We start from the raw sequence: 20,356 nt of genomic DNA, 5'->3' as shown, positions 1-20,356 counted from the left end.
AGATGTGTATAAGAGACAGGGTCGATGCGGTGGCCGCAGTTGCGGCAGCGGGTGCTGTGGCCGGCGCGCAGAAGTCGGCTGGGGCTGGTGGGGGCCACCCGCACGGGACGTGGGCGGTGGGCGACGCGTGGGCTGCCGTCCCAGTGGCAGCCCGGCAAGGGCGTGGGGCGCATGGCGGGGACCGTGCCAGACGACATGCGGGGCGAACTGCGTGTCGAGGGGTATGTCCCACGGCCGGCCCAACAGTCTCGAACAAGCAGACCAATGAACGCTCGGGTGTTTGACGCCTGCTCGTCGGTTCGGGTGATTTAGAACCGGGCGCGCCCCTCGGGAACGGAGGGTCAGGAGCCGGGCGTGCCGGGCAGGGTGTGGTCGTCGCACAGGGCGCCCAGCAAGTGTTCGATGGGCACGTCGAAGGTGTGGGCGAGAGCGTGCCAGGTGGTGACACTTCCGCTGGTGCGGCCGTGCTCGAGGTCGATAAGGGTGCGCCGGGCCAGGCCGCTGCGTTCGGCGAGTTCGTCGAAGGTCCAGCCTCGCTCGGCCCGCAAGCGCGCGAGCACGACGCGCATCCCAGAGAGGTCGGGGTCGGGCGGCAAGATCGTCACTCCACCATCCGACGGTGCAGTACCCTGCCCCGTCAGTGCGAGTTTCTGCACTTTCCGTCGGAGCGGGAGTGACGTTCGCGGTGCAGGGGCCCGCACTACGGTTTCAGGGGTTCCTGGCCCCCTGCTGCCGGGGATACCGGCATCGCCGCACGGACCGACGGGAGGACAACCAGCCGATGAGGCTTGCCGGCGCGCATACCCACGTACGGCGCATCTGGACAGTGGAACTACGACCGCAGGCAGGCGGGCCCTCTCTCCTGTGTCCCCACTGCACTGCCAGGACGTCATCCCTGCACGCTTCCTCCGCGCGCTCGGCTGCCCTGGCCCATCTGGCCCACCATGCCCGCGCCGACACACTGCCGTCGCACCTGCGCACCTGCCAGTGCCGGGAGCGCGGCTGCCGTTGGCACCCACGGCACCGCGGCTGCGCCGGGCCCGTCCTGCTCGCCCTCACCCGGGACCGCAGCGGCCGCACCTGGCGGCTGGCCGACACCTGCGCGGCCTGCACGGCGGCCACCAGCCACACCGCCGTCGTGCCGGACACCCTGTGCAGCCCCCACCCAGAAGACACATACGCCCGTGCCCGCCGGCCGCAGACAGACTGCGAGCACAGGCAGCGGGTCCGGGAGATGCTCACCTACCTCGCCTCCGCGTTGCCCTGCGTCACCTCCCCGGCCGCCCGGCTGCTCGCCCTGCAGTGCGTCCTGCGCGCCAGCAGTCACGGCTTCGCCCGGCTGCCTGCCGGGCTGCTGCGCGGCATGCGTCTGCACCGGCGCCCGGAGGTGTGGCAGGAACTCGCACAAGGCGGCTGGCTTGACCTGCCCCATCCCCGGGCAGCGGGCCTGCGGGTGCGACTGCTCGACGACGCGGTGCTGGACCAGGCCCCAAGTCCCAGTGCCCGCAGGCGCGCTGCCCACTGGGCGCTGCGGCCCAGCCCGTTTGCCGCGATGGCGGCGGCAGCACCCGCGGAACGGCTGGCTGCCCTGGTGCTGGCGGCATACACCACCCCCGCCGGTCCCGTCCCTGACCTGGCCACCATTGCCCGCTTGTGCGGGCACTCGCCCCAGCAGACCGGTGAGCTTCTCGACCGGCTGGTGGCCAGGCGCATCCTGTCAGCGTGGCACCACCAGCGGGACACCGATGAGGTGCGCTGGCAGCCGGCTTCGCCTCCGCGCGGCGCCCCCGGTGCTCCACGCAAGTCTGCTCGCTGACCACGGCCGGGCTTCGCATCTGTTGGATTTCGGCCATGCAGGAGAGAACAACGCGCATGTCTTCCGTACTATCGCTACGACGCAGCTGTGCGGCAGTAACCGCTACTGCTCACACGTCACCAGGCTGAACAGCACACGCATGACATTCCGCACACGCCGCAGCCTGCTATCCGCCGACCGTGGCACCCGGGAAAGGCTGTGAGCACCATGTCCGAAACCACTGTCGCCACCACCGAGTTGACCTCGCAGTACAGCACACAGGTGACCGGCGACCTTGAGCGCAACCTCAAGGAACAGGAACGGGTCCGCGGTGAAATCGAGGCACTGCAGGCGCAGTTGGCTTCCCTGCAGCAGGACCACACCGTCCTGGTGAACATCCAGCAGGCTCTCGGCATCCCCGCAGCCCCCGCCCAGCCTGCCCCCGAGGCCGCGGCAGTGCCCGCTCCCCGTAAGAGGAAGACTGCGGCCGCACCGGGTGCGGGCAAGCAGACGCGGGCCAGCAGGTCCGCCGGGGCGCAGAAGCGAAACGGCAAGAAGAGCGCCGCTGCCTCACCCACCGCACAGTCGTCCCAGCCCAAGCTCGTCGAGCTCGTCCGCGAACACCTGGCCGGCCAGCACGAGCCCCGCTCCGCCGCCGAGATCACCACCGTCCTGGAACAGCAGCATCCCGAGCGTGAGATCAAGACCAAGATCGTGCGCCTCACGCTCGAAGGACTCGTGGCCAAGAATCAGGCCCAGCGCACCAAGCAAGGCCGGTCCGTCTTCTACACCGCCCCGGAGGCAGCCGAGCCCACCCCGCAGGACGAACCGGCAGCACAGCCCTCCGCCTGACAACCACACGCGAGCCCGACCCCGTTGAACCACGCCAGGTCCAGCCGCACCGACTCAATGACACCCATGGCGGCCCGTTCAGCCGCCCAGTACTTCAGGCTGGTGATCGCAGTTGGGTGCGGCTACTGACGCTGAGGGGTGCGTCGGCGCGTCGGCGGCAGGTCTTCGCACGCGCGGGTGGGGCCAGCCAGGAGGTCAAGTACGTCAATGGCGTAGTGGGCTGCCACACGGTCGCAGTCGTCCAGGGGCCATGCCGCGGTGCCGGCTTGGCGGCGGCTGACCTGGGCCTGGCTGACTCCCAGCGCCGCAGCGAGATCGGCCTGTGTCTCCCCCGTCAACTGCATGAGGGCGGCGACCGCGGCCCTCACGCGTTCCCCCGACGACAGCACCATGGTGTTCAACTTACCGCTGTCCGTCGCCGGTACGTCTGCCCGACGGTGTGTCAGGTGGTTGTTGGTGTGCTGGGGCGGGGCGGTCAGCGCGGGCGCCAGGTGCGGATTTCGAGGTGGAGGATGTGAGCGTCCGAGTGGATGCGTCCGGTCTCCACCAGCCATCGGTGCACGGCTGCGGTGACGTCGCCGCCGGCGGCGTTGACGCGGCGGGCGAAGTCGGCGGCGTCGAAGCCGCCGGTCTGGGCGGAGCCGTAGGAGCGTTCTTCGGTGTGGTCGGCGCGCTGGATGACGTCGCGGCGGATGCCGGGGGAATCGGTGCGGCTGCCGGAGGGATGCACGTAGGCGGTCTTGGCCAGGCGGACGGTGAAAGCCAGGCGCAAGCCGCGGCGGGCGGCTTCGGCAATCAGGGGGCGCAGGCGGGCGGAGCCGGAGGCGATCGCCTGGGCGCCGACGCGGCCGGTGCCGGAACCGGTCGGAGTGATCAGGACGGCTTTGCCGCGCACCCGGGCGCGGGCGCCGGAGGCGGTCGTGCGCCGCTGGGTGTGGCGGGCGGCGATGGCGGCGAGTTCGGGCAGGTCGGTGATGCCACCGGTCTCAACGGCGGTGAGGACTTCGCGCAGGGCGGTGACGAAGGCCGCGCCTTTGTTCTTGGTGTAGAACTGCGAGACCAGGGAGGGGTCGCGGTCGATGATGCGGGCGATGTCGCGTTTGGTGTAGCCGGCTTGCTGGAGTCGGTCGGCGAGTTGGGCGGCTTCGTTGCGTGCGGCCGGGGGGGCTGGCTGGCGGCGACGGGGCGGCATCAGGCCTCTTCTGGTGTGCTGTTGAGGTTCTGGCGGCCGGTGTCGCGCAGGGTGAGGAGCTCTTCCTCGCTGGTGGGGGCGTTGACGGGGCCGGGGAGGTGGCCCTTGAGGAGGTAGTCGCCGGGACGGTGGCGGTAGGGCCAGTTCTGGGGCTGGGTGAGGTAGACGGCGTCGGTGCGGAAGGCAACGACGGTGCCGGGGGGTGCGTGCAGGGCTCCGGCGTAGGTGTCGTCGTCGCGGTGGTACTGGGTGAGCAGGGCGGCGCGGGCGGAGGACCAGATCGCGGCGGCCCATTCGGGGTGGGCGTTGGGGTCGCGGGCGAAGCCGGTGGGCCTCTGCCAGGTGATCAGTTCGTCGTCGAAGCCGACGATTTCGGCGTCCGGGGGTACGTCGCGTTCCATGCTGCGGGGGGTGGTGCCGGTGACCATGCGGGGGCGCTGGGCAAAGGAGCCGATGCCGTAGAGCAGGATGGAGCGCACCGCGCGGGAGGCGAGGTGGGCGGCCCGGGCCTGCTGGGCATCGCCCTGGAAGTGGGCCTGGGCGGAGAGGTTGGTCCAGGTCTCCTTGAGCTTCTTGGACCATTCGTCGAGGGGTTTGCCCGCCTCCCACAGGATGCCGTCGAGGATCTCTACCTTCCACGGCGTCAGGGGGTTGGTCAGGGCGGTGTGGACTTCGGGTCCGCCGGCCCAGGTGGTGAAGGTGGTACCGGGCTTGGCCGGGTAGTGCCAGGCACGCTCGCCGGGGGCGGGGGCGGGCAGCAGGCCGACGTGGTTCCAGCCGTTGGGGACGGTGACGCGGATGTGCCAGTGGCTGCAGCCGTAGAGGGCGTCGTGCTGTTCTTTGGCCGACCAGGAGGCGAAGGTCTTGCCGGTGACGCGGCGGGGGGCGCCGACGGGGGATTTCCAGGTGTGTTTGGCGTAAGCGAAGGTGCGGTCGTATTCGATGAGCGCGGGCAGTTGCTCAGGGACGCGGGGCGGGGTGAGGAGTTCGTTGCGGCCCTGTCCTGCGGTGGCGTGCAGCAGGCCGCGCAGTTCCTCGGACAGGACGGGGAAGCCGTCGGCGTGTTTGCCCCGGCGCGGGATGGTGCGGGTCCACAGGTCCCGGCCGGTCTGGGAGGGCGAGCCGAGGATGACGGCGTCGGGGAAGTGGCGGCGCAGTTCCTCCCACAGCAGGCGGAAGGCGTCGCGGACGATGCCGGGATGGTCGGCCTCGTCGAGGTCGAACCACTCCCCCGCGCTGCGGATTTCGACGTGGTGGTCGCCGTTGGTGCGCTGGTAGCGGGCGACGGGGTTGCGGGCGTGGACGAAGTGTCCGGCCATCCGGTCACGGCCGCGGCCGGTGTCGACGCGCCAGCCGGGGGTGGGCGCGTTCAGCCAGGCGGCGACGGCATCCCGGAGGTAGGGATAGCGGTCGGCGTCGCGGTGCCAGGGAGCCCCGGCGGTGATGTAGATGCGCTGAATGGTGTCGGGGACGGCGTGGAAGACGGCGGTCAGGATGGCTGCGGCCGACCGGTCGCCCAGGTCGAGGCGGACGGTGTGGTCGCGATGGACGAGGATGCCGGTGGCGGCGTCCAGGAAGACGGCGGGGTGGGGCTGCTGGATGAAGTTGGGGTACTGGGAGGCCAGGCCCGAGGTGGGGGTGAACCAGCGGTCGGTGTCGGTGTCCTGGGGCAGGGCGGGCAGTTCGCGGGGCGTAGCGGGGCCGGTCAGCTGCAGCGGTGCGGAGGCTGGGGGGGCATCCGGCTGGACAGCCGACTGTGCCGGTTCGGCGGAGCCCGGGCGGGCGGGTGGGGGTGGTGATGTCCATGTCCCGGGGGGCGAGTTGGGGGGCCAGGGTGACGACGTCGGCGATGCTGAGCCCGGCCGCGGGCGCGATCCGCTCGGCCTTGGCCTTGTCGTGGGCGGCCAGGGCGGTGACGGTCTTGTCCCGTTGCGCTTCCAGGCGAGCCAGGGCGGCCGCGGTCTTTTTGATGTCGTCGCGCAGCGCGCGCAGCTCAGCGAGGCCTTCGGTGTAGGTCTGTGCATCCATCGTGATTCCTCGCGGGTGCTCGGTCAGCCGGCGGTGTCGGGGGTGACGTAGGCGATCGCGCCGCCGGAGTGGGAGTGCAGGCGGGTGCCGAGCAGCAAGGCGGCCAGGGCGCGGTCGTCGTGTCGGGCGGAGGTCAGTTCCATCGCGGGGGCGGCGAGGTCGGTGATGTAGCCAGCCAGGCGGGCGTCGGGGAAGGCGTAGCGGCCCTGGTCGTTGCACTGCCAGGTGTCCAGGCCGGTCAGGACGGCGACGACGTAGCCGGACAGGGTGACGGGCAACAGTCCGGCGGCGGCGATGCTGGCGGGATCGCAGCGCCACCACCCGTGCAGGCTCTTGAGGAGATGGCCGGCACCGAGGTGGGGGGCGTAGCCGATCCAGGTGCGGTCGTTTTCGTCGACGCGGCGTGCCGCGTCGACGCGCAGGACGGCGATCTCCTGGGCGTCGAGGCGGTGCAGCGGGGCGTGCGGGCGCTGCTGGAGGGCCTGGACGACGTCGAGAGGGATCATGACGCGGACGCCACGGTGGGAGAGGCCGGGCAGGACGTCGGCGCGGATGAGGCGGCGCAGGGTGGTGATGGCGCAGTCCAGTTCGGCGGCGGCCTGCCCCGTGGTCAGCAGCACGGCCATGTCCGCCTCCCCGCCTGTGTGTGGTGCCGCAACAGGACGCTAGCGGCATCCACCCCGCATTGCAAGCCTGATCAGATATCTGATCAGGCTTGCAAGTGTCAGAGGGCGTTGAGGCGGGCTTGGTCCGCGGCGGGACCGACTGCTCCGATCTTCAGCAGCCGGGCGTCGATGGCCTGTTCACTGCGGCCGAACTCGGTGCTGAGTTCGGGGGTCAGCACTCCCTCGGCGCAGCGCCGGGCCAGTTGCCGCTCCTCTTCGTCGTTCCAGCGGGTGTGGGAGTTGGGGTGGGTCTGGCGTCGTTGCTGCATGGCGTCGGAGAGGGGCCGGCTGGCGGGGGCGGTGCGGTCGGATCCGGGCGTCCGGATCAGTCCCTGGCGTGTGAGTTCTTCGTAGATGGCACGCGGGGACAGCCGAACTCCGCGGCGAGGATGCCGAAGTCGCGTTCCTGGCGGAAGCGGGCGGCGAGCCGGGCGCTGTCGAAGGGTGCCCACCCGCCCTGGCGGGGCGGCGGGATGGCGGCGGGGGTGATGAGGGTGCGGGAGGCGGCGTCCAGGAGGCGGGCCAGGGGCGCGAGGTCGTCCGCGGTGGCGGTGCCGCAGAGTTCTCCTTGGACCTCTCCCCGCTCGCCGCTGATGGTGAGTTCCAGGGTGAGCTGTCCGTTGCCGCAGCGGGTGCCGGTCAGGACATAGCGGCGGCCGCCTTCGGTGAAGGCGGACTCCAGGCAGGGCGCCGGCAGGGGGTCGGGCGGCGTGGCAGGCGGTGCGGGCAGGGGGGCGGTGCCCATCGGAGAGGCAAGGAGGGTGTGGATGTGCCAGGTGGCCTGGAAACGGCCGCCGGTGTCGAGTTGGTAGGTGACGGGGCCTGCCTCCAGGTCGGTAACGCCGTACAGGACGGTGAGCCGCTGTCCGGCGAAGGGGCTGGTTGCTTCGGGGGTTCCGGGCACGGGCTGGTAGGTGAGGATTCCGCGGCCGGGCTCGTCGGCGGGATCGATCAGGGGAGCGTCGGGGTCGCCGTGCCAGTTGCCGCTGCGGTCTTGGAAGGCGTAGATGACGGTCATAGGCGGGCTCCTTGACTCAGTAGTGGAACTGGATGAAGTGCAGGTCGCTGATGGTCACGGCGGCCTGCTGCTGGTCGGCGGGCAGGGCGCGGAAGAAGTAGGCCTCGCCGATGCCGTCGGCGAGGATGTGGCGCAGTTCGTCTTCTTCGGCATCGCGGTGGCGGGCGTCGAAGAGGTGGCGGGCGTGGTGGGCGGGCAGGTCCTCGATGACACGCAGCAGACGGGGGTCGTGGAATTCGCCGCTGAGGGTGGTGTAGGCGAAACGAGCGTGGAGTTGGGCGGTGACGCAGCCGCCGTGGTCGAGGATCTGCTGATGCGCACGGCGGCGGACATCCGGCTGCCAGGTGCGGTAGATCTCGCGCTCGATGAGGGTGGGTGTCGCCCTCGGCCCACCGGGTGAGGGCGTGGGGATAGGCGAACAGACGCGGCGCCAGAACGCCGGGGCTGCTCTGGCGCAGCAGGTGGCGCAGGCGTGTGGCAGGGCGCTTGGGGGGTTGTCGTGTCCAGTGCCGGGCGTCGGCGAGGTCGAGCGCGTGGGCGACGGAGGTGTTCAGCAGCGGCACGGTGGGGGTGGTCTCCTACCGGGGGTTACCGGGACCGGGGCTGGTCGTTGTCCGCAGTGAAGGGGCCAGGCGGGGCCCCGGGCTGGGGACGCGGGAGGCGGGCATGGACACGGAGGCGGTGCCGAAACTGGTGGGGGTGGAGCCGGTGCCGGGTGAGGCGGCGGCCTCCTTCGTCCGGCGGCTGGCCCACCTCAACGAGCTGCCCGTGCAGGAGGTGCTGCGGGAGGCGGGAGCACACCGGCCGCCCGGGGAGCTGGATCCGTGGGCGCAGGAGGTGTTCCTTGGTGAACAGGCCGCCGCGCGGCTGGCGGTGATGGCCTGGCGCACGCCGGAGGAACTGTGCCGCGCTCTGCCCACGCTGGCCGCCGACGCCGGTGGCGGCCGCCGCCCGTCGGTGCGGGTGGAGCCCTGGCCCGGGCAGTGGACGCCGCTCGAGCCGTGCGCGGCGTGCCTGACCCGGCACGATGACCTCGTGACCCCGGTGGTGCTGGCCGGCGGCGATCCGTGGCACGTGTGCGTGCGCCACGGCCGGTGGCTGCGCAGCTCTGCCGGCGGCGGCCCCGCCCAGGTCTCTCTGGCCGGGCTTGAGGAGGTGGTGCGAGCGCATCGGCGTCGGGTGCGGCTGCAGCAGCGGGTGGGACCGTACGCGCGGGCGCTGCTGGCCGATGCGCTGCAGGTGGCCGCGGCTTGGTGGCAGGGCCGTCAGATGGGCTCGGAAACGCTCTGGGCCGGCCGGGAGGCTGTGCTGAGCACGGGGCGGCAGCGGTGGGCGGTGCCGCTGGTCGTCTATCCGGAGGCCGTCATCGTCGCCGAGGCCATGGCCGTGTACGAGCGGCAGCGGCACTGGGGCCGGGAGTTCGCAGGCGGTCCACCGGGCTGGGTCTCGAAACGCTGGATCACCTTCGTGGGCGAGCGGCTGGGCATGCCCGGCCCGATGGAGCACGGCGGCTACCGGATGCTGCGCCAGTGGACGCTGCAGCATCGCATCACCGCACCGGTGGTGGACCGGCTGACCCAGCCGGCGCCGCCGCCCGGCTACCGGACGGGGCACCTGCCGGTGATGGACCCGCATCACGGCCTGCCGGAACGAGGGGCGCTGGAGGACGCCTCGTGCCTTGACTGGCGGATGGGCCGGCCGGTGACCGCCGCGGAGTGAAAAGGAGGAGACCGCCCGGGGCGGGCAGCAAACGCCGCGGGCGGGCTGGGCATTCACCATGACGGGCAGGTGTCCTTCAGCAGCTGGGCGGGGTTCGTGCCCTCGGCGCAGCGGGCCGTGTACCAGTGCAGCGGGCGCACCGCGACGGGAAGGACGTGGCCGGGCGAGATGCCGATCCTGAAGTCGCTGCCAGGGGTGTCGGTGATCTCGGTCAGGTGCGGGGTGCGGGTGGCATACACGATGTGGCCGCCGACGACCGCGAGGGGCCAGTAGCCGCTGCGGGAGGTGCGGGCGAGCTTGCGGTGGAGGTTAGCGCGGGCGTTGGCGACGGCTGCGGCGCGCAGGTCGGGACGCCAAGTGGGCTGCTTCGGGGTGGGCCACGCGGTCAGCGCGGCCTGGTCGGGCCGGGCGGGCGCCTGGGCCAGAGCGGCCAGGGCGTCCTCGCCGGTGGCGTGCACGGCGTGCAGCAGGGCCCGTTGCAGGGGGTCGGCCTGGGGCAGGTCGGCCACGGCGGCCAGGAGGTCGGGGGTGCCCATGGTGGCGGTGATGCCGAGGCGTTCCAGGACGGCCAGGCGGGCCAGGCGCAGGTGGTCGTACCAGGGGGCCAGGTAAGGGCTGGTCGGGCCGGGGCGCAGCCAGCCCTCGGCGGGTGGTGGTAGCTGTGCTGCGCCCACGCGCAGCGTGGCGTAGGCGACGGCCGGTGTGGTGTGCCAGGCGGGGCCGGTGCCGGCGAAGGCCGGGGGCAGCATCGGGTGCGAGGGGACGGCGGAGAGGTCGACGAGCCAACTGCCGGGCCGCTTGCGGTCGAAGGGCGGGCGGTCGATGTGGTGGGCCGGCCCGTCGGCGACCTGGATCTCTCTGATGCCGGCGAGGTGGAACAGGTTCACCGCCAGGCACACGACGTAGGCGCGGTCGGCTTCGTCGGGGGCGGGAGGCCGCCACCAGTCGATGTCGGTGTCGGCGAGGGCGTCCTTCTCCGCGCGGTGGAGGGCAGTTGGTGACCGGGCGGGGCCTCGCAGGGGGCCGGGTCGACCGGCCTGGTCAGGGCTCCGCCCCCCCAAGGTCAGAAGGGCGCCGGTGGCGGTGTGGCGGTGGGCGGGCGGGCGCACGTCGCGCATGAGCTGATGGCCGCAGGCGCCCGGGGGGCCCAGCGGGGTGCGCACGAGCGCGGTGTACTGGCCCAGGGCGGCGGCGAGTTCGCCGGGGGCTAGCCGTTCGGGCAGGTTCCAGGCGTCGTGGTGCAGGGCGCCCCAGTCGGTGACGGCGAGGTGGATGCTGTCGCAGGCGGGATCACCGACGCTGGGATGCAGCCGCGTCCAGGGACCCAGGCCGTCGGCGTCGGTCTGCCAGCCAATCGCGCGAGCCTGCTGCAGCAGCGGGTGGTCGCTGCGCGGATGCCGTGCGGGCAGGTCGGGCAGGCTGGCGGGCAGCGCCAAATGGGCTCGGGCGGTGGAGGTGAGCACCAGCAGAGGGCCGGGCGGCAGGGCTTCGCGGCGCACAGGGGCCGCGCCGAGCGGGGTGTTCACGGCCCAGGCCAGCAGCCCGTGCAGGTCGTCGGCGGGGCACGTCCGGGTGCGGCCGTCGGCGAGATGGGCGATCAGCCCCGACGGGCCGGCCTCGAGGACGGCCAGGGGGCCGTCGGACATGCCCCTGGCCTTGATCGGCGGATAGGCCAGCCGCACCGTGGAGTAGGCCTCGAGCGGCCGCTGTGCCGACAGCGCGGGACCGCCGGCCGCGGGCTGTGCAGGGCCCGTCCGGGAGGCGCGCGGGGGCGTCAGGGCCCGGTCGGTGTCAGGTGAGGGCACGGGTGCCAGTGCTGGGGTGGCCGCGCGAGACCGGAGGTGTGGGTGTGGCGCCGGGCTGTGGCCAGCCCGGGCGTGAGCTGCCGCCCGGGTGGGGATCTCGTGGCGGAGGACGCCCAGCGCGGCCCAGTCGGGTGTCTGGGCCGGCGGGGGCTCCGGCACAGCAGTGCCCTGCTGCCGTGCCTCCAGGGCGGCCAGCAGGTGGCCATAGATGGCCGCGGTGTCGCCGCGCGGCGTGGTGCTGCCCTGCTCCCATGCGCGGACGGTGTCCTCGCTCACGCCGCAGGCGTCGGCGATCTGGTGCTGGGAGAGTCCGGACTGACGGCGCAGTCCGCGCCGTTGCGCCGGCACGGGCAGGCCGCCGGGTGGCGGTCCTGGCTCTGGGATGGCGTCGAAGTCGAACAGTCCGTCCACGTTGGATCGGCTCCCCCACTGGTGCTTGGTTCTGGGTGCGGCGCTGCCGGTCGGCTGATGCGCTTGGCAGCGCAGCATGCAGGAATCCGCAAAGCTCATGCATCACACGCAAGAACGTTCCGTTGGCCGTCGACCTGCACAGATGCCGCGGAAGTGGGCCGGAAATCTGCTCCGTTCGAGTGGGCGCGCACCGAGTGTTGTCCTGCGCCCCCTTTTGCCTGCCTCCTCAATGCTGGTTCACCTGGCACAACGGCCGCTTCGCCCGTGTGATCGAACGGCGCGCGGGCGCGGCGCGCGCTCGCTCGTTCGAGGGTGTTCGACCTGGATCGCTTTCCTCGCGCGCAGCGGGCGGCCACGGTGATCGGCATCGCCCGGATCGATCACACGGGCGACGTCCGTGCTTTCGCTGTCGTGAGAGGTGGTGTCGTGGCTGAGGTGGTGTGGGCGCAGTTCCTGTCTCCCGCTGGGCGGCTGCTGGAAAAGCCCGTGAGCCAGGTACGTCAGGAGCGGCTGGAGGAGCGGGCCGAGGTGTGGAGACCGATGCGGTATCGGGGTCGGCGGGCGATCGCCACATGGTGGCGGCCGGCGGGGCAGGCCCGGCTCACGGGCTGCGCCACCCTCGGCGCGCTGGAGGCGGCGCTGTCCTTGGAGTTCGATCCGCAGGTGGTGTCGTTCACCAGCTGGCCGGTACGGCTGGCCTGGGCGGGCAGCGCGGAGGGGTACGTGCCAGATTTCTTCGCCCGGCTGGCCGACGGGCGGGCGCGGCTGCTGGTGTGCCGGACATCGGAGCGGGCCGCGGGCGGCTGGGAGGAGGCCTCCAGGCTCCTGGAGGCGGCTGGCGAGCAGGCCGGCTGGGACGTGCGGGTGCATCCGGGCGCGGATGACACGGCCGCAGCCGCGAATCGGCAGCGGCTGGCCCGCTACCGGCATGCGCGACTGGCGGATGCGGACACCGCGCGCGTCCTGCACCAGGTGTTCGCCAGCCCGCGCCCGTTCACCGACGGAGTCAAGGCCAGTGCCCTGCCCGAACTGGCCACAGTAGCCCGGGCGTTGCATCTGGTCTGGATGCGCGAGCTGCTCATCGACTGGAGCAGCCCGTTCGTGCCGGCCCGCTCGCTGGTGTGGTCGCCGCAGGGGGTGCGCTGATGGCGGTGCACGCACCGGCCAGGCCGGAGGTCGTGACGGTGGGCAGCGCCGTGCGCTGGCGCGGCGAGACGTATCTGGTGGTGGCGCTGCAGGGCAGCAGAGTGCACCTGCTCAGCCGGAAGGCCGACGGCGAGGACGCCGTCGTGCTGCTGGACGAGCTGCACCGCTCCCCTGGCTTCCGCGTGCTGGACGGGCCGGACACGCCGGACGCCGACGACGGCCCCGCCCCGCCGTCGGTGTCCGAGCGCCGGCCCCTGGGCGGCGCGGACCTGTTGGAGGGGCTGTCGAAGGAGGCCCGCAAGGAGGTCGACTTCTGGCTCGACCATGTGCTGGAAGTGCACACGGGACTGCCCGGATTCGCCGCCCCGGGCACTGCTCCGCGCCCCTGCTACGACCCCGGGCGCACCACCTTGCGCGACCGGTATGCGACCAAGGCCGCCGAACTGCGCGCCGCGCATCACCAGGTGTCGGCGGCCACGGTGGAACGCAAGCGGCTGGCCTGGCTGGAGCAGGGCGTGTGGGGGCTGGTCGACAAGCGGCGGGTGCGCGGCCCAAGCCGGCACGGCCGCGTCGACGAACAGGTCGTGAAGCTGCTGCGCAAGGTGCACAAGCGGCACGAGAAGAAGTCCATCGGGACCAGGTCACGGCTGTTTGAGCTGCTCAGGAGGGCATGCGTGCGGAAGTTCAAGAAGAAGGCGGAGAAGCTGATGCCGTCCCGGGCGACGTTCTACCGGCTGCTGGACCGGCTCGGGATCGTCTGCGGAAAGCAGGCCGCCGCCCGGCGCGGCGACGGCAGCCACCGTCCCGAGCCGCCGTTCACGCTGGCCATGGCCACGGCGCCGGGCGAGCAGGTGCAGATCGACACCACCTCGCTGGACGTGCTGGCCCTGGACGAGACCGGACGCGTCGTGTCCTTGGAGTTGACTGCGGCCATCGACGTGGTCAGCCGGTCGGTCCTGGCCGCGGTCATCCGGCCCAAGTCCAGCGGTACCAAGACCGGTTCCAGCTCCCGCCGTCACGGCGGGCGGGCCACCAAGGCCGTGGACGCCCTGTTGCTGCTGGCCGAGATGTGCACCCCGCAGCCGATGCGCCCGCACTGGTCGCTCAAGGCGGCCGCGCAGGGTTCCGATCTGCCCTACGCGCAGCTGGTGGAGGCCGACGAGCGGATGGAGGGCGCGGCCGCCCGGCCGGTGATCATCCCGGAGATGATCGTCATGGACAACGGGAAGGTGTTCGCCGGGCGGGCCTTCATGGACGCCTGTGCCCGGCTCGGCATCTCCGTGCGCCCGGCCTGCGCCAACTCCCCCACCCACAAGGCGATCATCGAGCGGACCTTCGGCTCCTTCAAAACCGGCTTCAGTCAGTTCCTGCCCGGCTACACCGGCAAGGACCTCACCCACCGCGGCAAGAACGTCACCAAAGAGCGGCTGTGGCGCATCGACCAGATCAACGACTTCCTGCAGCAGTGGATCGCCCTTGGCTGGCAGCAGCGCCCGCACAGCGAACTGCGCAACCCGTTCCTGCCGTCCATGCCTCCGCGCACCCCCAACCAGGTGTTCGCCGCCCACGTCGCCAGCAGCGGCTACGTCCCCCTCCGCCTCAGCGCCGAGGACCGGCTGCGGCTGCTGCCCACCGCCTGGGTGCAGGTCACCGACAAGGGCATCCGCCTGAACAACCGCACCTACGACAGCCGCGCCCTGAACGGCTATCGCAACGCCCGCTCCGGCTGGCCGGGCAAGGGCCAACGATGGCCGGTGCGCTACCACCCTCACCAGCCGGAGAAGGTCTGGCTCGAGGACCACCGCAACAACACCTGGGCGGAAGCCGACTTCGTCTACCAGCGGCTGATCGGCGACGCCTGGAACGAACACGTCTGGGACCAGGCCACCGCCGCCCACCTGGAGAAGGGCGGCCACACCCGCGACGAGACCGCCATCGCCCGGCTGGTGCGCTCCCTGCTGGAGTGCGCCGGCCGCGGCCCCTCCTGCACCACTGCGCCGGAGCTGGCCCCCGTCGAGCGAGGCATGCAGGTCTCCCCGGCGCCGGTGCAGGACCCCTATCGCGGCATCCCCGCCCCCGCCTACCACAGCGTGCCCAGGCTGCCCGTCATGGACGTCGACCCGCGCCAGCTGTGCGCGCCAGCCGTGCCTCTCGCGCTGCCAGGCAGCCCGTCGGGCGCACCCCAGCCGGGCGAGGGCCGCGGCCACGACTCCGCCTCCGCCTCCGCCTCCGCCTCCGCCTCCGCCTCCGCCGAACAGCCTTAGCTCTTCTTTCCCGCCGGTGAGCGGGGCCGGCGCGGACACCCCGCGCCGGCCCGCCACCGTTCTCCAAGGACGCCTGTCATGTCTTTCCCCAAACCCCCTGACACCGCCGGCCGGTTCCTGCCGCCGACGACCCACTCGGGCTGGCTGGCCCAGCTCGATCGCGTCATCGACCCGCCCGATCTGGCAGCCTGCCCGCAAACGGAAGACCCCCTCGGGCTCGACGACCCACGCATCCCCTACCACGCCACCATGCGTACCGTGCAGACTCCGGCACTGAAGAAGGCGGTCGCCGTCGCACGGCGACTGTGGCTGGTGGGCGGTCCCCGCAGCGAGGGACCGCTGCACCTGGCCGTCGACGGGCCGGGCGAGACCGGGATGACCACGGTGCTGCGGCAGATCGGCCGCGTCTACGAGGGCATCATCCGCGACCGGCTGCCCGCCGACCCCAAACGGATCCCGGTCATTCACATCAACACCCCGCTGGCCCCCAGCAGCAGGCTGGACATGTCGGTCCCGTTCGCCGAGTTCCTGGGCCACAAGCACACCAAAGACCCCGAGACCAGCCAGCGCAGCACCGACATGACCGGCCCCGTCTGCCACGTCATGAAGACCCGCGGCACCCGCCTGGTCCTCGTCGACGGCATCGACCGGCTGGACAACTCCGAACTGAAGACGGCCTTCGACTACTTCGGCTACCTCGCCGCCGAATGCAACGTCTCCTTCGTCTACTGCGGGGTCGGCTCCCGCGAGATCGTCAACGAGGCCAGGCGCGGCAAACGGCCCGCACCGCCGGACGGCGGCGCAGGAGGCGTCCCCACCCTGGCGGTCAATCCCATCCCCTACAGCGCCGACGACTACGAACTGTTCCACCAGGTCGTCAAGGCCCTCGACGAGGACCTGCGCCTGCACCACCACAGCCCCGGCGACCTTCTCAAGCTCGCCGCCCACCTGCACCGCCGTACCGGCGGCTACATGAAGCCGCTGTCCTACCTCATCTGCCAGGCCGCGCAGGAGGCCATCGAAACCGGCATCGAGGCCATCACCGAGGAACTACTCGACAGCCAGCTGGTGGGCCACTTCGACGACGATCCGCTGCAGACCTGGTGACTGAGCGCCGAACTGCGCCCGCATTCGCTGCGGTACGCGAACGGCCGCCGCCGGGCAGGCCATCCGGCCTGCCCGGCGCTGCGCTCACCAGCGGATCAGAAGGGCGCCGACCGGTCGCGCTCCGGGTTGGCCAGGGAAATCACAAGGTCGCGGTGGAGCGTCCGCAGCCGCACCGCCTGCTGGTCCTGGCTGGACTGGTCGAGCACGGCCAGGCGGGGGCCGACCGGATGGAACCCTGCGGTGCGCACCAGGTGGCCGGCCGGCGAGTCCATGTCCTCAACGCCGGTGGCGATCAGCCGGCTTCCCTGGCCGAGGACGTGCAGTGCCTGGCGGGTGAGGAGGGCGCCGAGTCCGAAGCCCCGCCACGCCGGGTCCAACTCCACGTTGAGCAGGAGCAGCAGGTCACCGTGCTTGCCGACGCCCAGCCGGTGGATCGGGCTGTCCGGGTCGTCGGCGGCCTCTTGGGCGGCCCTCGCGATAGCGCTGGCATCGACGTGCGTATCAGCGATGTCGTGCAGCAGCGAGGGGTCCTGCTGCCAGCCCGTCCTTGCCAGGGTCAGCCGACCGATCTGCCCCAGGTCGTGTTCCGGGTGCGGGACGGCCTCCTGCACCCGGTGGAGCACACGCACCCGCCAGTACTGGAGGTCGTCGGGCAGATGGGGCGGCAGCCCGTCGGTCATGCACGCGAAGTCGAGCCTCAAGTGCTCTGGGGAGCCGGGAAGTTGCAGGGGATCAAGGGGACCGACCGGGCGGGCGGCGCCACGGCCTGCCGGGGCCAGCTCCAGTCGGGGCTGGCCTGCGCCGTAGCGCAGCAGCCGCACCTCATCCTCCCTGATCGCGAACTCGTAGTCGTCGTAGTCCCAGTCGTCCTCGCTGTCGGTGTCGGGCAGGTTGAGCCGCTCGGCGAAGTAGCGGGCGTGCGCTGCGGCCGGGATGCCGACGTCGAGTGCGGCCTTCATCAGCTGCCGCATCGACGCACTGCCGTCGTCGTCCGCGTCCGCACGGTCCGCCTTCAGGCCCTGGGCGACCAGGCGGGTCTGTTCCTCGACGGCCGGTACACCCGCGGCCTTCATATGCACATCGCACAGGGTGCGGTGCCGGTCGAGTTCGAGGCGGCATCCGGGCTGCTGGCACAGCTGGTACACCCCGGTGCGGTAGCCCTGGCCCAGCCGGAAGCGCCGGGCGCGCCGCGTGGTCTCGGCCAGGACGGCGCCCTCCTTCCCGTGGCCTTCCAGGCACAGGCACCTGTCTTCGAGGTCGCTGCCAGAGGCGGCCAGCAGGTCGGCCAGGCCGAGGAGGCTGTCGCGGGCCACCGGGGCACCCAGCAGGCTGGAGGTGTAGGTCATGGTGCCGCCCTGGCAGGGGTGTGCGGGCGCGTGCAGGGCCTCGTGGAGGAGCTCCCACACGGACACCGCGCGGGGTGGGCCGGGGTCGGCCGCGGGGGGACAGGAGGCAGGCAGGACAAGGGCGTTCACTGGGCTGGTCCTTTGCGGGGCGCGTGCGGGAACTCAGACGTGCTGCATGTTGGTGCAGGCGCAGTGCGAGCACGGCTCGCCCTGCCGTACTTCGCCGGGGTGGCACGACCAGTCGTGGCCGCAGGCGCACAGGATGCCGCCGTTGGCGGCGGAGAAGGAGCAGATGTTGCACGCCGCGCTCTCCGGCTGGAGGCTCTCGGAGGAAGGAGTCAGGAGCTGTTCGGGCAGGTGCTCGAGCAGTTCCCGCGGCAGGGCACAGCGGCCCTGGTTGAGGATGATCTCGCACAGCTCGTGCTCGAGCCAGGCCTGGGCGGGGTCGGCGGTGTTGGCGATCAGCCAGCTGCGGAATCCGGCCGGCGCATCGTCCAGGAGTGCCTGCTCTCCCCGGCCGGCGGTCTCCAGCACATGGGCGAGGCGGGTGGCGAGTTCGCCACCGAGCTCGTGGCGGTCGGCGGCGGCCTTGCGCGCGTGCAGCAGCACGCTGGTGCCGTGCGGCTGGACGACCAGTTCATCGGGCAGATCGGTGCCGGAGGCCCCGGCCAAGGGATCAGCGTGCCAGGGGCAGGACACGGTCAGACGGCTGGGGCACCACTCCATGAACGTCATCGGGTCGGCGGTCTGGCTGCTCCATCCCCAGTCGACCACGCAGCCGCACGCCTGCTTCAGCGGCGTCCAGGCGATCTGCGCCGCGCGCGTCCTGGCGGTGCGGCGCTGGCTGGCGTCGTGCAGTCCGCGCAGCTTGTGGCGCGGCTTGTTCTTCTTCGTACGCCCCATGGATGCCCCCTGCTTCGTCACGGAGATCACCGACCCGTGTGGCCGGCGGAATCCCTCCCCCAGGGCAACGACCGATGAGACGAAGAGCAGTGGATGTGATCGCCCTATCGCTACTTCGTGTGATGGTCGAGCATTCACGCGATCCGGCAGACGGCGACACGTGCGCGCAGCGCGGCAGACGTCGCCGCAGCACCGGACGTGGCGCGTCCATGCCGCGATGACGGCGCGTCAACTCTGTGCCGGGGTGGAGAGTTGACTGCCTGGCTCGGGCAAGCGGAATAATTGCCAGGTGTTTTCACGCAGCGTTAGCTGCGCGTGATGCCCGAGCGTGGCGGTGGGGCGGTGGTTGCAGGGCCGCCTGCAATCTCAATAATAGAACTAATGTTCAAGTATGGGTGTGGCGCGGTGGACACCGTGCCCGACGCGTCGGGAGACTGAGGCATGACGTCCGCCGTTCACGAGGCTTCTTCCTCTGCCCTGGGCTACCTGTTTCAGTCGCAATGGGCTCTGCTGGAACTGCTGCGGGGGCAGGAGGAGCGGCCCGACGGGGCCATCAGCCTGGAGTTGCACGACGACGTGGCCTGGGACGAGGATGGCAAGGCCGTCGACCTGCTGCAGGTCAAGCACCACCTCAAGACGGCGCGCACGCTCGGCGACAAGGACGACGACGTGTGGCGCACCATCCAGTCCTGGATGGACACCCATGTGCCGGGGGACGCGGAAGGGCCCTGGCTGACGCTGGTGACCACGCAGCAGGCACGTCCGGGTTCGGCGATGGCTGCCCTGCGATTTGGCGGGGAGGGCGCGGATGTGGCATTGCGCCTGCTCAATGCGGCAGCCGCCGAGTCGAAGGCGAAGGATTCCGCCGCGACGCGGGATGCCTTCTTGAAGCTGCCGATGGCGGAGCGGGCGGTGTTCGTCAGCCGGATGCGCGTCATCGACTCCGTAATCACCATCGATGACATCGACCGCGCGGTACGCGGCAAGCTGCGCACCACGCTGCCCCAGGGGCATGAGGACTCCTTCATGCGCCAGTTGTGGGCCTGGTGGCACGAGCAGACGGTGGCGATGCTGCGGAAGCGGATGACGAGTGTGTCGGTGGACCGGCTGGTGCATCAGATCAGCCGGATCAGGGACGACTACACCTCCGACCGGCTGCCCACTCTGGTGGAGCGCGACGCGTTCACCGACGAGGCGCGCAGCGAGCTGGCGGATGCCTGTTTCCTGCACCAGTTGCGGTGGGTGGGGGCGGCTCGACAGCTGGACAAGGCGATGGTGGACTACTACCGGGCCTACACCCAGACGGTGTTGTGGCTCGAGGACGATCTGGTGGGGATCGAGGAACTGGAACGGTTCGAGGACAACTTGAAAGACGAGTGGGGGCGCGAGTTCGACTGGATGCTCGACGACCTCGGCGAGGACGCGACGGAGCAGGAGCGCAAGAAGGCGGGAGCCACGCTCTTGCGGTGGGCTCTTGACCAGACCAAGTACCGGGTTCGGGAGCGCTACGACGAGCCGTTCTTCGCCCGGGGCAAGCACCACGAACTGGCCGACCGCGGCCGTATCGGCTGGCATCCCGACTTCGAGGAACGCGTGCAGAATCTGAACCTGCCCAGGGTTGCGCGTGGCTAGCTGGCAGCAGCGGTCCGGGGCGGCCGCGGTGTTCCTCAATCCTGCCTTGCTGGCCACGGTCCAGGCAGCGTCGGCGGCCGCCTACGAACGCGAGAGCGGCGGCGAGTTGATGGTGTGGCCGCTGGTCACGCTGACCCCGTCGCTGGTGTTGCACGGGCCTACCCGGCGGGCGCTGCCCGCGGCGGTGTCCACGCATCTGTCGTCGTGGGTGGCGCGCAATCCGGTGCTGGTGGCCAGCCTGCCGCAGCGTGTGGTCTCTCTGGCTCCGGCGGTGCGGGAGGGGCTGCGCTTCGGGCTGCGGCACGGGCTGCTGGAACTGCAGGAGGGCCGGGTGCGCGGCACGGTGCGCGGTGTGTCCAGGCTGGAGGGTGAGCTGGGAGAGCTGGTGCGCAAGGCCCAGCTGGTTGGCCGGTGGACCGCGCGCACCGAACGGCCTTCTACGGTCTTCGCGTTGCTGGGTGTGAGACCCTAAG

19 protein-coding genes are annotated in these 20,356 nt (G+C 71.5%); 9 read left to right on the top strand and 10 right to left on the bottom strand.

The genetic code is table 11. The features are described 5' to 3' along the window. Window positions 1-341: 341 nt before the first annotated feature. Complete coding sequence (locus StrepF001_RS13050; RefSeq protein ID WP_129798369.1) at window positions 342-605, bottom strand: helix-turn-helix transcriptional regulator; 264 nt, start codon at window positions 603-605, stop codon at window positions 342-344. 176 nt (window positions 606-781) lie between these two features. Between StrepF001_RS13050 and StrepF001_RS13045 the strand changes: the two genes are divergently transcribed. After that, window positions 782-1,816: a hypothetical protein gene (locus tag StrepF001_RS13045; RefSeq protein ID WP_129798368.1), complete on the top strand. Its 1,035-nt coding sequence runs from the start codon at window positions 782-784 to the stop codon at window positions 1,814-1,816. 207 nt (window positions 1,817-2,023) lie between these two features. Then, window positions 2,024-2,647, top strand: coding sequence for a hypothetical protein (locus tag StrepF001_RS13040; RefSeq protein WP_129798367.1), 624 nt, complete (start codon window positions 2,024-2,026; stop codon window positions 2,645-2,647). Window positions 2,648-2,769: 122 nt separating this feature from the next. On the opposite strand, the gene StrepF001_RS13035 is transcribed toward StrepF001_RS13040, so the two are convergent. The 6 genes from StrepF001_RS13035 to StrepF001_RS13010 all read right to left on the bottom strand — a co-directional run bounded on the left by StrepF001_RS13035 (window position 2,770) and on the right by StrepF001_RS13010 (window position 7,550). Next, complete coding sequence (locus StrepF001_RS13035) at window positions 2,770-3,039, bottom strand: helix-turn-helix transcriptional regulator (RefSeq protein ID WP_129798366.1); 270 nt, start codon at window positions 3,037-3,039, stop codon at window positions 2,770-2,772. 83 nt (window positions 3,040-3,122) lie between these two features. Beyond that, the gene (locus StrepF001_RS13030) at window positions 3,123-3,839 is read right to left on the bottom strand and encodes a helix-turn-helix domain containing protein (protein WP_129798365.1); all 717 of its coding nucleotides are present in this window, start codon (window positions 3,837-3,839) and stop codon (window positions 3,123-3,125) included. Further along, the gene (locus StrepF001_RS13025) at window positions 3,839-5,863 is read right to left on the bottom strand and encodes a hypothetical protein (protein ID WP_240797455.1); all 2,025 of its coding nucleotides are present in this window, start codon (window positions 5,861-5,863) and stop codon (window positions 3,839-3,841) included. The genes StrepF001_RS13030 and StrepF001_RS13025 overlap by 1 nt, the downstream gene beginning before the upstream one ends. Window positions 5,864-5,890: 27 nt before the next feature. Next, window positions 5,891-6,493, bottom strand: coding sequence for a helix-turn-helix domain-containing protein (locus tag StrepF001_RS13020; protein ID WP_240797454.1), 603 nt, complete (start codon window positions 6,491-6,493; stop codon window positions 5,891-5,893). A 98-nt stretch (window positions 6,494-6,591) separates the two neighbouring features. Further along, window positions 6,592-6,801: a hypothetical protein gene (locus StrepF001_RS13015; protein WP_129798364.1), complete on the bottom strand. Its 210-nt coding sequence runs from the start codon at window positions 6,799-6,801 to the stop codon at window positions 6,592-6,594. A 56-nt stretch (window positions 6,802-6,857) separates the two neighbouring features. Continuing rightward, entirely contained in the window at window positions 6,858-7,550 is a 693-nt protein-coding gene (locus StrepF001_RS13010) for a hypothetical protein (RefSeq protein WP_129798363.1), read from the bottom strand. Between StrepF001_RS13010 and StrepF001_RS13005 the strand changes: the two genes are divergently transcribed. Together StrepF001_RS13005 and StrepF001_RS13000 are read left to right on the top strand one after the other, a co-directional pair. Next, entirely contained in the window at window positions 7,540-7,950 is a 411-nt protein-coding gene (locus StrepF001_RS13005; protein WP_129798362.1) for a hypothetical protein, read from the top strand. The genes StrepF001_RS13010 and StrepF001_RS13005 overlap by 11 nt on opposite strands. A 266-nt stretch (window positions 7,951-8,216) precedes the next feature. Next, window positions 8,217-9,269, top strand: a complete 1,053-nt coding sequence (locus StrepF001_RS13000; protein WP_129798361.1) for a TniQ family protein — start codon at window positions 8,217-8,219, stop codon at window positions 9,267-9,269. A 53-nt stretch (window positions 9,270-9,322) separates the two neighbouring features. Here the strand turns inward: StrepF001_RS13000 and StrepF001_RS49495 are convergent, their stop codons facing one another. Then, window positions 9,323-11,485, bottom strand: coding sequence for a helix-turn-helix domain-containing protein (locus StrepF001_RS49495; protein WP_165396248.1), 2,163 nt, complete (start codon window positions 11,483-11,485; stop codon window positions 9,323-9,325). A 426-nt stretch (window positions 11,486-11,911) separates the two neighbouring features. Here StrepF001_RS49495 and StrepF001_RS12990 point away from each other — a divergent pair, with 426 nt between their 5' ends. The 3 genes from StrepF001_RS12990 (at window position 11,912) to StrepF001_RS12980 (ending at window position 16,002) form a co-directional block, all read left to right on the top strand. Next, window positions 11,912-12,631, top strand: a complete 720-nt coding sequence (locus StrepF001_RS12990; RefSeq protein ID WP_165396247.1) for a TnsA-like heteromeric transposase endonuclease subunit — start codon at window positions 11,912-11,914, stop codon at window positions 12,629-12,631. Further along, a complete protein-coding gene (locus tag StrepF001_RS12985; RefSeq protein ID WP_129798358.1) occupies window positions 12,631-14,895 on the top strand; it encodes a Mu transposase C-terminal domain-containing protein in 2,265 nt (754 codons plus the stop codon). The genes StrepF001_RS12990 and StrepF001_RS12985 overlap by 1 nt, the downstream gene beginning before the upstream one ends. A gap of 78 nt (window positions 14,896-14,973) precedes the next feature. Continuing rightward, window positions 14,974-16,002: an AAA family ATPase gene (locus tag StrepF001_RS12980; protein WP_129798357.1), complete on the top strand. Its 1,029-nt coding sequence runs from the start codon at window positions 14,974-14,976 to the stop codon at window positions 16,000-16,002. 95 nt (window positions 16,003-16,097) lie between these two features. Here the strand turns inward: StrepF001_RS12980 and StrepF001_RS12975 are convergent, their stop codons facing one another. Together StrepF001_RS12975 and StrepF001_RS12970 are read right to left on the bottom strand one after the other, a co-directional pair. Then, window positions 16,098-17,477 carry a hypothetical protein gene (locus StrepF001_RS12975; protein WP_129798356.1) on the bottom strand — a complete coding sequence of 460 codons (1,380 nt, stop codon included), beginning with the start codon at window positions 17,475-17,477 and terminating at the stop codon, window positions 16,098-16,100. A gap of 33 nt (window positions 17,478-17,510) precedes the next feature. Then, the gene (locus StrepF001_RS12970) at window positions 17,511-18,251 is read right to left on the bottom strand and encodes a hypothetical protein (RefSeq protein WP_129798355.1); all 741 of its coding nucleotides are present in this window, start codon (window positions 18,249-18,251) and stop codon (window positions 17,511-17,513) included. A gap of 441 nt (window positions 18,252-18,692) precedes the next feature. Here StrepF001_RS12970 and StrepF001_RS12965 point away from each other — a divergent pair, with 441 nt between their 5' ends. Together StrepF001_RS12965 and StrepF001_RS12960 are read left to right on the top strand one after the other, a co-directional pair. Then, entirely contained in the window at window positions 18,693-19,883 is a 1,191-nt protein-coding gene (locus StrepF001_RS12965; protein ID WP_129798354.1) for an ABC-three component system protein, read from the top strand. Beyond that, window positions 19,876-20,355 carry a three component ABC system middle component gene (locus StrepF001_RS12960; protein WP_129798353.1) on the top strand — a complete coding sequence of 160 codons (480 nt, stop codon included), beginning with the start codon at window positions 19,876-19,878 and terminating at the stop codon, window positions 20,353-20,355. Before StrepF001_RS12965 ends, StrepF001_RS12960 begins: the two co-directional genes overlap by 8 nt. The last annotated feature ends 1 nt before the right edge of the window (window position 20,356 follow it).

Origin of the sequence: Streptomyces sp. F001 (assembly GCF_004187715.1) — a bacterium.
Classification (GTDB): Bacteria; Actinomycetota; Actinomycetes; order Streptomycetales; family Streptomycetaceae; genus Streptomyces; species Streptomyces flavusporus.
This window is presented reverse-complemented; position numbering and strand designations above follow the sequence as displayed.

Coding starts and splice junctions, on each gene's coding strand:
- StrepF001_RS12980 (WP_129798357.1), top strand. CDS start 14,974: ATGTCTTTCCCCAAACCCCCTGACACCGCCGGCCGGTTCCTGCCGCCG.
- StrepF001_RS13025 (WP_240797455.1), bottom strand. CDS start 5,863: ATGCACAGACCTACACCGAAGGCCTCGCTGAGCTGCGCGCGCTGCGCG.
- StrepF001_RS13035 (WP_129798366.1), bottom strand. CDS start 3,039: ATGGTGCTGTCGTCGGGGGAACGCGTGAGGGCCGCGGTCGCCGCCCTC.
- StrepF001_RS13040 (WP_129798367.1), top strand. CDS start 2,024: ATGTCCGAAACCACTGTCGCCACCACCGAGTTGACCTCGCAGTACAGC.
- StrepF001_RS13045 (WP_129798368.1), top strand. CDS start 782: ATGAGGCTTGCCGGCGCGCATACCCACGTACGGCGCATCTGGACAGTG.
- StrepF001_RS13015 (WP_129798364.1), bottom strand. CDS start 6,801: ATGCAGCAACGACGCCAGACCCACCCCAACTCCCACACCCGCTGGAAC.
- StrepF001_RS13020 (WP_240797454.1), bottom strand. CDS start 6,493: ATGGCCGTGCTGCTGACCACGGGGCAGGCCGCCGCCGAACTGGACTGC.
- StrepF001_RS13005 (WP_129798362.1), top strand. CDS start 7,540: ATGACGGTCATAGGCGGGCTCCTTGACTCAGTAGTGGAACTGGATGAA.
- StrepF001_RS12970 (WP_129798355.1), bottom strand. CDS start 18,251: ATGGGGCGTACGAAGAAGAACAAGCCGCGCCACAAGCTGCGCGGACTG.
- StrepF001_RS12965 (WP_129798354.1), top strand. CDS start 18,693: ATGACGTCCGCCGTTCACGAGGCTTCTTCCTCTGCCCTGGGCTACCTG.
- StrepF001_RS13000 (WP_129798361.1), top strand. CDS start 8,217: ATGGACACGGAGGCGGTGCCGAAACTGGTGGGGGTGGAGCCGGTGCCG.
- StrepF001_RS13010 (WP_129798363.1), bottom strand. CDS start 7,550: ATGACCGTCATCTACGCCTTCCAAGACCGCAGCGGCAACTGGCACGGC.
- StrepF001_RS13030 (WP_129798365.1), bottom strand. CDS start 3,839: ATGCCGCCCCGTCGCCGCCAGCCAGCCCCCCCGGCCGCACGCAACGAA.
- StrepF001_RS12985 (WP_129798358.1), top strand. CDS start 12,631: ATGGCGGTGCACGCACCGGCCAGGCCGGAGGTCGTGACGGTGGGCAGC.